Source organism: uncultured Gilvimarinus sp., from assembly GCF_963975215.1.
Classification (GTDB): Bacteria; Pseudomonadota; Gammaproteobacteria; order Pseudomonadales; family Cellvibrionaceae; genus Gilvimarinus.
Genome location: NZ_CAXBFW010000025.1, coordinates 38578 through 51699, shown reverse-complemented (window position 1 = coordinate 51699; position 13122 = coordinate 38578). Strand labels below are relative to the sequence as shown.

Annotated in this window: 11 protein-coding genes; all 11 read right to left on the bottom strand. The window is 52.6% G+C overall.

All coding sequences use genetic code 11. From position 1 onward, the window contains the following. A partial coding sequence (locus AAC019_RS14420; protein WP_339899776.1) for a mechanosensitive ion channel domain-containing protein occupies positions 1-1505 on the bottom strand: 1505 nt, incomplete at its 3' end. A 6-nt stretch (positions 1506-1511) separates the two neighbouring features. After that, positions 1512-2066: a thioredoxin family protein gene (locus tag AAC019_RS14415; protein ID WP_339899775.1), complete on the bottom strand. Its 555-nt coding sequence runs from the start codon at positions 2064-2066 to the stop codon at positions 1512-1514. Positions 2067-2148: 82 nt separating this feature from the next. After that, the gene (gene phoU / locus AAC019_RS14410) at positions 2149-2883 is read right to left on the bottom strand and encodes a phosphate signaling complex protein PhoU (protein WP_339899780.1); all 735 of its coding nucleotides are present in this window, start codon (positions 2881-2883) and stop codon (positions 2149-2151) included. Between the two features lie 59 nt (positions 2884-2942). Continuing rightward, positions 2943-3707, bottom strand: coding sequence for a phosphate ABC transporter ATP-binding protein PstB (pstB, locus tag AAC019_RS14405; protein ID WP_339899779.1), 765 nt, complete (start codon positions 3705-3707; stop codon positions 2943-2945). Positions 3708-3849: 142 nt separating this feature from the next. Beyond that, complete coding sequence (pstA, locus tag AAC019_RS14400) at positions 3850-5517, bottom strand: phosphate ABC transporter permease PstA (protein ID WP_339899774.1); 1668 nt, start codon at positions 5515-5517, stop codon at positions 3850-3852. A 15-nt stretch (positions 5518-5532) separates the two neighbouring features. Beyond that, positions 5533-7818 carry an ABC transporter permease subunit gene (locus tag AAC019_RS14395; RefSeq protein WP_339899772.1) on the bottom strand — a complete coding sequence of 762 codons (2286 nt, stop codon included), beginning with the start codon at positions 7816-7818 and terminating at the stop codon, positions 5533-5535. Between the two features lie 154 nt (positions 7819-7972). Next, complete coding sequence (locus tag AAC019_RS14390) at positions 7973-8941, bottom strand: phosphate ABC transporter substrate-binding protein PstS family protein (RefSeq protein ID WP_339899771.1); 969 nt, start codon at positions 8939-8941, stop codon at positions 7973-7975. 199 nt (positions 8942-9140) lie between these two features. Beyond that, positions 9141-9758, bottom strand: a complete 618-nt coding sequence (locus AAC019_RS14385) for a Yip1 family protein (protein ID WP_339899770.1) — start codon at positions 9756-9758, stop codon at positions 9141-9143. Positions 9759-9899: 141 nt separating this feature from the next. Further along, on the bottom strand, positions 9900-10304 hold the full coding sequence (locus tag AAC019_RS14380) for a ClpXP protease specificity-enhancing factor (protein ID WP_339899769.1): 405 nt from the start codon (positions 10302-10304) through the stop codon (positions 9900-9902). Between the two features lie 86 nt (positions 10305-10390). Further along, the gene (gene sspA, locus AAC019_RS14375) at positions 10391-11026 is read right to left on the bottom strand and encodes a stringent starvation protein SspA (protein WP_339899767.1); all 636 of its coding nucleotides are present in this window, start codon (positions 11024-11026) and stop codon (positions 10391-10393) included. Between the two features lie 64 nt (positions 11027-11090). Next, positions 11091-13121: a cytochrome b N-terminal domain-containing protein gene (locus AAC019_RS14370; protein ID WP_339899765.1), complete on the bottom strand. Its 2031-nt coding sequence runs from the start codon at positions 13119-13121 to the stop codon at positions 11091-11093. Between the last annotated feature and the right edge of the window lies 1 nt (position 13122).

The following is a 13122-nucleotide window of genomic DNA, read 5'->3' as shown; positions in this document are numbered from 1 at the left end:
AAAGAAGACGGCTGTAGAGTTGCTTGTGAAAAACGTATTTCTACGGTCTCGTTAGCTTGGACAATAAACCCTTCTCGCTCGACGGTTTCAAAGCGTACCCTCCGGGAATCAAACAACACCCGTTCGTGACGCTCAAGCACCGAATTCATATCAGCCAACAAAGGCTCAAGTTTGGCCGTCGCGACGTCCGTTGCCAAATAAAAACTCTGACGATACAAGCGCTGATCTATCATCGAGAGGTTCTCGAGCACCTCAACCGAAAAGATCGAGTTGGGCACGCTTACCAGAGTACGGTCAAGTTTGCGCAACATGGTAGAGCGTAAACCAATTTCTTCGACAGTCCCTAAAATAGGCCCAAAGCGGCAAAAATCCCCCGGTTTTATAGGCCTTGCAATAAACAAGGTGAAAGCGCCAAACACATTTTCTAAGGTTTTTTGCGCGGCCAGGGCCACCGCTAACGAGCCAATACCCAACCCCGTTAAGATGGTTGCCATATTGTAGCCGGCGTTTTGCAGCCACAGCAGCACGGCAAAAATAATGACAAGAATTTTAACAATAGTAACCAGAGGGCGAATAAACCCGGGACTAAAGTTTTTATCTTTAGCCATCGCCCGGGCGATGTACACGGCATGCCAAAATTCGACGATACCCAGTACTAAAAACATACCCGCCAAGTACGCCAAAAAGCCCGAGTCGAAGATAACCCGGACTTTCAGCGGCAGCCCCAGCTGGTAAACGGCCCAATTAACAAAACAGAAAAATAAAAAGCGTCGCAGCGGCTGGCGAATAAGCCGTTGCATCGTATCGCCGTAAATTGAAATATGGCTGACTATCTTCAGCAGGACCCAGCGGATAGCCCCGGTTATCAGCCACCCCGCCAGCAGGATGACAACCAGCATTAACACCTGCCAATTGTGCATATGGAACAGGCGAAATTGCGGCAGCCACTGCTCCAGCTGCTCTAGTTGTGGCGGGTAGCCAAACTTGTCCCAAAGCGCCGGGATTTGCTCGACGGTAGCGCTGGAAATTTTCCACACTTGGTTGCCGTTCGCATCAGGTATACGCTGCAGCAAAATATCAAATTGATCGGCGCCATCATTTAAGCTGCCCAATAGCTCGCGATACGGCGGCAAACCGTCGTTCAGGTCACCCTCTTCGGTATCATTGATCGCAGTTAGCTCAAGGAGCTGATACTGCTCCCACACCAGCACCAGTTTGCGCATCAGGTTGCCGGGGCCCTGCTCCACCACCTCGGGGGCGACGTAGCGAAAGTCGGCATACCCGGCCATACGGTCCCACTGTTGGCGAAGCCCGGCTTCGCGAATCAGTAGCACCGCGCCCAAAGGGGTTGCCATTGGCTGCTCACGCTGAATTTGCGCTGCCTCCTCTGCCGCCTGAGCGTTTGTTTCAACGATATCCTTTAAAGTGACGTCAGGGTCCTGAGCGCAGGCATTAACCGCCAAAAACCCGATCAACCCCAGCAGCAAACGGGCCATTAATACCATCAGGCGCTATTCCTTCCATTTAATATTGCAACCCAAACTTGGTTTTTGCTCGGTTGGGATCGGCTCTTGCTGAGCCATAGCGTGGGCGGCGGCCAGCAGGTCACGGCCATCAACCAGCACATCGTTACCGGGCCGGGCATCGTCCAGCTGGCCGCGGTAAACAAGCTTTTTGTCGCGATCAAATAAGTAAAAATCCGGGGTACAAGCCGCCTCAAACGCCTTGGCTACCGCTTGTGATTCGTCGTATAAATACGGAAACGGAAAATCGTGCTGAGCGGCAAAGGCCAACATATGCTCTGGCGAGTCTTGCGGGTAATTGGCAACATCATTAGAGCTAATGGCAACACAGCCAATTCCCAGCTGGGCCAGCTGACGCGACAAAGGCGCTAAGAAATCGGCTATATGCAGAACAAACGGGCAGTGATTACAGATAAACAGCACAGCCAAGCCGTTCGAGCCAACATTAGCGCTGATATTATAGAGGTCACCTGCCCCGTCGGGGAGCTCTACCTCAGGCAGAGCAGTCCCCAGGGGCAGCATATTGGAGGGAGTACGAGCCATAAAAACTTCCTTCTATTATTTACACAGAGCCATTAAAGCGCGTGAGGCGCCCAATGTAAAACCCGTGTAAAAAAACGGCTCATTAACCTCTTGTGTCGTCCTGCTCCTGCTGTATCTGCTCTTCGATTTCTTCAATGCTTCCGTGGCGCACATCGGCACCCATCACCAGGTACACAACGTACTGGGCAATATTGCGGGCATGGTCGCCAATCCGCTCCAGCGCCCGCAGTGACCACATAATATTCAGCACCCGGGTGATACTGCGCGGATCCTCAATCATATAGGTGATCATTTCACGCATCGCCGTGCCGTACTCCATATCAACGGTGCGATCGGTTTGTACCACTTTTAAGGCAACATCCAAATCCAAGCGCGCAAATGCATCGAGCGAGTCGTGCAGCATGCGCGAGACATGCTCACCAATATGGCGCATTTCTACGTATCCGCGCGGCGCGGCGCCATCGCGCCCTAACGCCATGGCCTGGCGGGCAATTTTCGCCGCCTCATCGCCAATGCGCTCGAGATCGGTGATCGCCTTGGTAACCGCGATCACCAGCCGCAGATCTCCCGCCGCCGGTTGACGCTTAGCAAGAATACGTACGCACTCTTCATCAATGGACACCTCCATTGAATTCACTTTATGGTCACCACGCACCACCTGCTCGGCTTTTTCCACATCAACATCAATCATCGCCATTATGGCGTCGTTGACCTGGCGCTCGGCCATTCCGCCCATCTCTGACAAGTGGGTTTTAATGTCGTCCAGCTCAATGTTAAATTGCTGAGAAATATGGTGTGTATGACTGGTAATATCCATAGCCATAGCCCGTCACTCCGTAATAACGCCGCTAACGCGCAGCGTACTCTGTGTTCACACTAACCGTAGCGGCCAGTAATATAGTCTTCTGTTTGCTTTTGGATCGGGTTGGTAAACAAACGATCGGTATCGCCCACCTCTACTAAATCGCCCATATACATAAACGCGGTGTAGTCGGATACCCGTGCCGCCTGCTGCATATTGTGGGTCACAATAACGATGGTGTATTTGTCTTTCAACTCGTAGATTAGCTCTTCAATCTTTAAGGTAGAAATAGGGTCGAGTGCCGAGGCGGGTTCATCCAGCAAAATAACTTCAGGCTCAATAGCAATGGCCCGGGCGATTACCAGGCGCTGCTGCTGACCACCTGACAAACCAAAGGCATTGTCGTGCAAGCGGTCTTTCACTTCGTCCCACAAAGCCGCGCCACGCAGCGAGTTCTCGACCACCGTATCGAGTATGCGCTTAGACTTAACCCCCTGCAAACGCAAACCGTAGGCAACGTTTTCGTAGATCGATTTAGGGAATGGGTTTGGCTTTTGAAACACCATACCCACCTGACGGCGCAACTCGGCAACATCCACCGATGGGTCGTAAATATTATCACCGTCAAGCAGGATCTTTCCCTCAATGCGGCAGCTATCGACCAAATCGTTCATGCGGTTAAAGCAGCGCAATAAGGTCGACTTGCCGCAGCCAGACGGGCCAATAAAAGCCGTTACCTTTTTTTCCGGAATTTTCAGACTGATATTTTTTAACGCCTGATCATTGCCGTAATACAGTTTCAGGTCTTCGACCTCAAGTTTAATTGTCTCGTTTTCCATAGCTAAAGGTTCTGCCTGATCAAAGGTCTGCTTATGGCTTGGCGTCTGCGCACCGGGCTCTTTTGATACGCTATCAGTGCCCGGTATAGTGGCGCCGCGCTCGACAACATCGGTTTGTTCTAACATGATATCACTCCCGCTATCAATCGGATGCGCTGCGGTATTTTTCACGCAGGCTGTTACGGATTCGAATCGCCGCCAGGTTTAAAACAATAATCAACAACACCAATGTCAGCGCTGTGGCATACACCAGCGGGCGGGCGGCCTCCACATTAGGGCTTTGAAAACCCACATCGTAGATATGAAAACCCAGGTGCATAATCTTCTGGTCTAAATGTAAATAAGGGTAGTTGCCATCCACCGGCAAGGAAGGGGCAAGCTTCACCACCCCCACGAGCATCAATGGTGCGACCTCGCCGGCGGCGCGGGCGATCGCCAAAATTAAGCCTGTCATCATCGCCGGAGTCGCCAGCGGCACGACCACCTTCCACAAAGTCTCGGCCTTGGTGGCCCCAAGCGCGAGCGAGCCCTGACGAATAGTCGTTGGGATACGCGATAAGCCCTCCTCGGTCGACACAATCACCACCGGCAAGGTTAACAGGGCCAGCGTCAGCGATGCCCAGAATAGACCGGGAGTACCAAATGTCGGCGCCGGTAGCGACTCGCGATAAAACAACTCGTCGATACTGCCGCCCAAAAAGTAGACGAAGAACCCCAAGCCAAACACCCCATAAACAATAGAGGGCACACCGGCCAGGTTATAAACCGAGATACGAATTACCCGCAGCACCGGCCCCTGTTTGGCGTACTCGCGCAGGTAAATCGCCGCCAGCACACCAAACGGGGTAACGATAATGGACATCACAATCACCATGGTGACGGTGCCAAAAATCGCCGGAAAAATACCGCCTTCGGTGTTTGCCTCACGCGGCTCGTCCGATAAAAACTCCCAAAAACGCTCTAGGTATTGCCCCATTTTGGCAAATACCCCCATCGCATTGGGGCGCGTTAAACGCACGATATTCTGCAGCGTAATGGTAACCTCAGTGCCGTCGACAACTTCGGCCATTAACGTGTCGCGCTTTAACTGACTGTATAGCTCATCGCGCTCGGCTTTTACCACCCGATACTGCTCGTCCAGCTCAGCCCGCTCAGCGGCAAACTCAGCATCGGCTGCAGCAAGTGTTGCAGCATCGACGCCGTCCAGCTCAAGCCGGCGGCGCTCTAAGCGCAGACGCTCTAACTTGTGGTTGATGCGCCCGATCTCAACCTTCTCGATGTAGTTAATCTCATGATGCAGGTCCAGACTGCGCTCGATACGCTCTTGCACCAAAGACCAAAAATCGGCGTCTTGCGCTTGCGCGATAACCTCGCCGTTTTCTTTAAGCGATACCGGAAACCCGTAAAAATTACCCCACTCGCGGCGCTCTATCACCATGGCATTTAGCGGTTTTTGCCACTCGCTCATGCCGATTTCGAGATACCAGTTAAAATCCCGCGAGCTTATATCGCGGTTGCCGCGCTTTATTAAATAGCGCGTTACCAGCTCTTGCTCGGGCGCAATTTGATAACCGCCATCGCGCACTACCGCTGCCGGTACGACTTCGGAGCGAACGATTTCACCCAGCACTTTTTGCTCTGTGCCGTCGCGCTCGACCGCTGTTAGCTGCACCACATCGGCGGGCCAAAAATGACCGAAGCCACGGATGGCAATCAGACCAATCAGGCCCACCACCATCACCATACAAAGTGCCACCGCACCGCCGTTTAACCAAACCCAGGGAGCGCCACTTTTAAACCAGTTTTTCATTGCATCCACTCCCGATTACAGATTGCTGTAGCGTTTGCGCAGGCGCTGACGAATAATCTCAGCGCAAGTATTGACGATAAAGGTCAAAGCCAATAGCACCAGAGCCGCTAAAAACAATACCCTAAAGTGTGTGCTGGCCACGGCGGTTTCTGGCAGCTCAACCGCGATGTTGGCCGACAGAGTGCGCATACCTTCAAAGATATTGAAGTTCACGACCGGGCTATTACCGGTAGCCATCAACACGATCATGGTTTCACCCACTGCGCGGCCAAAACCCATCATCACCGCCGAAAAAATGCCAGGGCTCGCGGTAGGCAACACAACACCAACAACCGTTTGCCAGCGAGTCGCCCCCAACGCCAGCGAGCCTTGCGTCAGGTGACGAGGCACATTAAAGACTGCATCTTCGGCAATCGAAAAAATGGTCGGGATAACCGCAAAGCCCATGGCAATACCCACTACCAAAGCGTTGCGTTGATCATAGCTAATACCGTAATCGGTAAACCATTGACGCATACTGCCACTAAACAGCCAGACCTCGATGTGCGGGCTAAGCTCGATGCACAACCAACCGGTCAGAAGTATCGGCACAATCAAAATCGCCGCTTCCCATCCCTCCGGTGCCCGTGTGCGAATAGCCTGAGGCAATCGGCTCCAGCCAAAACCCACCATCACCATCATGATCGGCATAAAAATTAAAATACTGAATACCGCGGGCAGGTGATTTTCTAAAAAGGGTGCCAGCCACAAACCTGCTAAAAAGCCCAGAATCACCGTCGGCAGCGCTTCCATAATTTCAATGGAGGGCTTAACCAAACCGCGCATTTTGGGGGTCATAAAGTAGGCGGTATAAAGCGCGCCCGCGATACCCAGCGGAATCGCAAACAGCATGGCAAAGAATGCCGCTTTAAGCGTGCCCAGCGACAGAGGTACCAGGCTCATTTTTGACTCAAAGCCATCGCCACCCGAGGAAGCTTGCCAAACGTATTCCGGCTCAGAGCGACCCTCGTACCAAACTTTTTGCCACAGCGAACTAAACGAGACTTCCGGGTGTTCGTTCCAGACACTGGCCACAGCAACCTGGCCCGACGTATCGTAAATGAGTAGCTTGCCGTTGATGGGCGATATCGCCAGCTGCTCAATGGCGCTATCGGCAACTTGTGTTACTAATAATGTTCGCGACGAGGTGCCGTAATAAATACCGAGAGACCCCTGATCATCACCGACCAGAAAACCCCGGCGGGCATACTCTGGGCTAATCGCGGTAATCGTACCCGGTAACGATTCAAAATCGCGCACTAGCTGTAAGCGGAAGATATTGTCCTGATCCCGCACTAGAAGCCACTGGCTAACCGCTCCGGTTTCGGTGCCTATTGCCAACGAACCGGTACCCACCAAATATTGCATGGCCGTCACCTGCCCACGACCCGTAGGTACCGATTCGGTAAGCATTAAATTGGCGTTATCGGCGACATCATAAATGTGCAAGCGGGCCTGATCATCGGCCACCACAAGATGGCGGGCGGTTTTATCAATCTGCACAAACTGTACTTTTGCGCCGTCCGGCAAGGGGGGTAAAGCGTCAACCTGACCGTTGGTCGTCACCTTACCGGTCATCATATTTTCACGAGTGGTATAGCGCCCAAAACGCAAGCGCCCGTCGTCTGTAACAGCAACTAAAGCATACCCACGCGCCGTTTTTTGCACTGCCACATGGGCAAGTGCGTGCCCTTGATCATCCAGCAGCACCGGCTCATCGCCTAGTGGATAGAGAATTTCGGGGGTAATTTTGCGGGTATCATTAGGGTAGCTTAAGCGGTAATTCAGCTGGGTTAGCATCAACTCGCCGTTGCTATAGCCGTAGGCGACTAAACCGTCAACCGGTGTGCCGTAACCAATACTACTAAAGCTCGCGCCGCTGCTTTTAGGCACAGCAAACTCACTCACCGGCTTGCCATTATCAGCGGTAAAAAACTGAACGTTACCCGAGGCGGTGTAGGTCGCGCCAATTTGTTCGTAGCGCTCCAAAACCATATGCTGAGAGGGCTCTGACTGCGACGTTTGTGTATGCGGATAGGTTTCCAGCACCTCGACATCAGCACCCTTCAGCAAGGGGGCAACTTCCGAGAACAGGTAGAAAAAGATCAGCCCCAGAGCACCGACCACGGCCAGACCTGCACTCGCAACCCCCCAACGTGAAAACTTATCTTTCAGCCGGCGAGTGTTGCGCAGTCTGGCTCGCTGCTGAGCATCGGGCATCAGACTCTCTCCTCCCGCCACGGCTGGAGTTGTCTCACTCATAATGCGTAATCCTGATGGTGTTATGTGCGGGCGGCCCAGCTTTGAAAACCACAGCTTAAAGCGGCGAAGCCCTAACATTTAAAAGACAATTTGCGATATTTTGACCCGCCGTACCACGGCTAACACGGTACAGCGGGTTCAGGTTAAAGCGCTATTACAGCCCTAACTCAGTGCTAACACGCTCGGCAACCGTTGCTGGCAGCGGGATATAACCATCGCGCACAACCACTTCTTGCCCCTGTTTCGACAGCACCATTTTTAAGAACTCCGCTTGCAGTGGGTTCAGCGGACGATTGGGGTGCTTATTGATGTAAACGTAAAGGAAGCGAGCCATGGGATAGGTGCCATCAGCCGCATGCTCGGCATCGGCCGGCGCAAAAGGCTGCCCCTCTTCCGGAGCCAAAGGTAGCGCCCGTACGCTTGAGGTGACATAGCCGATACCGGAGTAGCCAATGCCATTGATGGACTCACTAACGCCCTGCACTACCGATGCGGAGCCCGGCTGCTCATTGATACTGGCTTTAAAGTCACCGCCACACAGCGCCACGTCTTTAAAGTAGCCATAGGTGCCCGAAACAGCGTTACGGCTATAAATGGTAAAATCGCGGTTATCCCAGGCGCCTTCTAGGCCTACTTCACCCCAGCGGGTAATATCTTTGCCGTAACCACAGCTGCGGGTGGCCGAAAAAATCGCGTCCACTTGCGCCATGGTCAGCCCTTCAATCGGGTTATCTTTGTTGACGTACACCGCAACCACATCAATGGCAACAGGCACGGCCGTAGGCTTATAGCCAAAGTGGGCTTCAAACGACTGGATCTCTGAGGCCTTCATCTCACGGCTCATAGGGCCGAAATTAGCCGTACCTTCGGTCAGCGCTGGCGGCGCCGTGGAGGATCCCGCGCCCTGAATTTGGATATTCACATTGGGGTAGTACTTGGCGTACTCTTCGGCCCACAGGGTCATTAGGTTGTTGAGAGTGTCGGAACCAATGCTATTAACATTGCCTGAAACGCCAGAGGCGGCTTCATAGTCAGGCAGCTTGGGATCGACATCGGCCTGTGTTGCGGCACTGAACAGTGCCCCGGCCAGGGCTAAACCGCGAAATAGAGTATTGGCTTTCATGGAGCGCTCCTCGATTGATGACATTCATTAAAATGTTAATCTGGGGCGCACTCTATCGAGGCTGTATGACAGTTATGTGACAGACTGTAAGAAAACTGTCACCAAATAGAAATATTTACTCTTAAGCGACATCCCGGAATGCTCGCCGCCACAAAAAAAGCGGCCGAAGCCGCTTTTTTAACGCAGCCAGTGCTATCACTCAGCTTACGTAAATAGGCCCCATACCAGAGCTCCAGACGATGACCGTCGCCACCATCACCACCACGGCCAGCACAAGACCCACGGTAATCACCGAGCTTGCGTAAATAAAGCCACGCTCTTTGGGGATATTCATCAAAATCGGAATCCCCTCATAAATCAGGTAAGTGGAGTAGCAGGCGGCGGCAATAAATACCCCGGCAACTAACCACAACTCGGGGTATAAAAGTACCAAGCCGGCAAGCATCATCGGGGTGGCCGAGTAAACAGCCAGAGCGGTTCCCTCGTAGTGACGCTTACTCGCCTCGTCATCGACGCCGAAGCTCTGGCTCATCCAGTTAATGTATTCACCCAGCACGTAAACGGCTACAAGCTCGGCGAGGTAGGCAAAAGCGCACAGAATCAAGGCGCTCTCAGCGGTCAACTTGACCATTCCGCCACTGCCAATACTCCAGCCTTGGTAGGTAACACCAAAATAGGCACATACCACAGGGATGAGCGCCAGCAACGGCACGTGGGTCCAGTAGACCTTAAAAAAACTGTGCTCTTCGTTGCGAATACGCTGCCATTCGCGGTCGGGATTGGTGAAGATGCCTAAAGTGTGTTGCAACATCGCCATATACTTCTCCTACGTCTGAGTTTTTATTATTCAGTGGATCTGTAGGTCAAAGATAACAAGGCGCTGGCAAATGCCGCAAAGAAGTATTAGCTATATACAATCGGCTACTAAATGCACAACCGAATATAGCGAACGAGTGGCTTACTTCACCACTCGCAGGCTAGGTCGTTTTGCATCGCTATCACCGCTACCCGAAGGTGCCGGTGGCTTGGGGGGCTCTGGTGGCTCGGCCTCGGCCTCAAACACCATACCCTGGCCGTTTTCCCGCGCGTAGATACCCAGCACGGCGTAACAGGGAATAAACAGGTCTCGCGGAACACCGCCAAAACGAGCGCTAAACGATACACTATCATCCAGCATATTGAGTTCGGCCACCGAGGCCGGGGCAATATTCAGGATAATCTGTCCGTCTTTGTTGATGTGCTCTTGAGGGACTTCGACACCTGTCGCATGTGCATTAACCAACAGGTAAGGCGTACAGTTATTATCGACGATCCACTCGTATAGAGCGCGAATCATATAGGGTCGACTAGAGGTCATTGTCATGGTTTCTCTCCTCGGCGCAAAAGCGTGAGCGCACTAACCACGATGCAGTTAGAAGCAAGCAGGTGCGGCAACGCACCTGCTACGAATTAGGCGGGGTTCATCTCCCGCTCAGACTCGGTCAGGCTTTCCTGAAATGATTCGCGGGAAAACAACCGCTCCATATACTGCTTAAGCGGCTGACTTTGACGGGTGTTAGGAAACTCGATACCCAAAGACTTAAGGCGCCACAAGATGGGGCCCAAACAGCAATCGACAATCGTGAACTCTTCGCTCATAAAAAACGGCATTTCGGCAAAAATAGGTGCGATAGTCAGCAGGCTATCTTTTAGCTCTTTGCGGGCGTTTTCTATGACGGCTTTGTCGTCACTACTGCGGATTAAATCTACCAGCGGCGCCCAGTCGCGCTCCAGGCGGTACATCCACAAACGGCTCTGTGCGCGCGCCACAGGATAAACCGGCAACAATGGTGGATGCGGGAATCGCTCATCCAGATACTCCATCATCACTTTTGACTCATACAGCGACAGGTCGCGATCGACCAGTGTAGGCAGCGAGTTATAGGGGTTTAAGTCCGCCAATTCCTGCGGTTTGTTATCGACATCGACATCCACTAAGTCAACAGAAACACCTTTTTCAGCCAACACAATACGTACCCGGTGACTATAGTGGTCACTGGCGTCAGAGAAAAAAGTCATGGATGAGCGCTTGGTCACAACACCCATTAGGGCACCTCAATAGTTATAAACATAGGACGCGGGCGACATAGCGTCGCCCGCTTATAAAAACTCAGTGAATACCTTTCCAGTACTCACGGTTCAACAGGTAGGCAAAGATAAAAAATACACACAAAAACAGCAGCACATAGATACCTATGCGCTCACTATCCATGCGTGAGGGCTCGGCCACATACTCTAAAAAGTTAACTAAGTCGTAAATCGCCTTATCAAACTCTTCCTCAGACATGCTGCCTTTAATGTCGCCTTCAACCAGCGCGCCACAGTGCTCGTTCATCACCGGGTTGCCCAGATTATCGCGCTCGGCGTGCCCGTGGTGATCAAGCTTCGGGCCCGCGCCACACTCATGTAAGCCTTGCAGCTCTAGCATCACATGGGGCATACCCACGTTGGGGAACACCCGGTTGTTTACGCCCAAAGGACGGGCATCGTCTTTATAGAAATTACGCAGGTAAGTGTACAGCCACTCAGGTGAGCGCGAGCGCGCCACCAGCGTCAGATCCGGAGGCGATGCGCCAAACCACTGTTTTGCCAAATCGGGCTTCATGCTGATTTCCATCAGCTCCCCGATCCGCTTATCGGCAAAGATCATGTTCTCCAGCATCACATCGTGGGGAATATCCAGATCGTCTGCGACCCGCTCAAAGCGCGAGAATTTAGCCGAGTGGCAGCCCATGCAGTAGTTTACAAAGTATTTAGCACCGCTTTGCAACGAGGCCTTATCCGACAAGTCGGTTTCAATCTCGTCGCAGGGAATAGAGCCACAAGCAAAGTGGCTCTCTGCACCAACGGCTTTAATGGGCAACACCACCAAAATGGCAAACAGGATAAACCCTGAAATCACCAAATAAGCCGGCAAACCTTTGCTGGTAACACGCTCCGGCACCGGGAAGGTTTTTTCCCGGGTCGTCCAAAACGGCATGGCAAAGAAGTACAGGAAGTACAGCACGGTACAAATCTGCGCCAAAATTGTGCGTCCTGGGGTAGGAGCCTTAACCCCTAAGTAGCCCAAAATCACAAACGCGGCGGCAAATACAATGAGCGCGATACGGCTAAAGTGACCCTTGTAACGCATGGATTTAACCGGGCTGCGATCCAGCCAAGGCAGCACAAACAGCACCGCAATCGCCGCGCCCATGGCTACCAAGCCTAAGAACTTATCGGGCACCGCTCGCAAAATGGCGTAAAACGGAGTGAAGTACCAGACAGGCGCAATATGCTCCGGCGTTTTGAGGTTGTTTGCCTCTTCAAAGTTAGCGTACTCCAAAAAGAAGCCGCCCATCTCTGGCATAAAGAACAACACAAAACAAAACACAAACAAGAAGACCGCGATACCCACCAAGTCGTGCACGGTGTAAAACGGATGGAAAGGCACGCCATCTTTAGGCACCCCGTTCTCATCTTTGTTCTTCTTAATCTCGATACCGTCGGGATTGTTAGAGCCTACTTCGTGCAGTGCCAGCAGATGCAGCACCACCAGGGCCAGCAACACAATGGGCAAGGCCACCACGTGCAGCGCAAAGAAGCGGTTTAGGGTAATACCCGAGATCAGGTAGTCACCGCGAATCCACTCAACCAGGCCATCGCCCACCACAGGGATCGCGCCAAACAAGGACACAATTACCTGCGCGCCCCAGTAAGACATCTGCCCCCAAGGCAGTACGTAACCCATAAAAGCTTCTGCCATCAGGGCCAGATAGATGGTCATACCAAAGATCCACACCAACTCGCGCGGGGCCTTGTACGAGCCATACATCAAACCGCGGAACATGTGCAGATACACCACCACAAAGAATGCCGAGGCACCGGTGGAGTGCATATAGCGCAGCAACCAGCCGTAGTCGACATCACGCATGATGTATTCAACCGAAGCAAAGGCGCCGTCGGCGGTGGGGCTGTAATTCATGGTCAGCCAAATACCGGTTAATAGCTGATTAACCAGCACCAGCAGTGACAAAACACCAAAGAAATACCAAAAATTAAAGTTCTTGGGCGCGTAGTACTTGCCCATGTGGGTATCCCAGGCGCGCTGTACCGGCAAACGCGCATCGACCCAGTTCCACAAACCTTTCATCCAATTCATG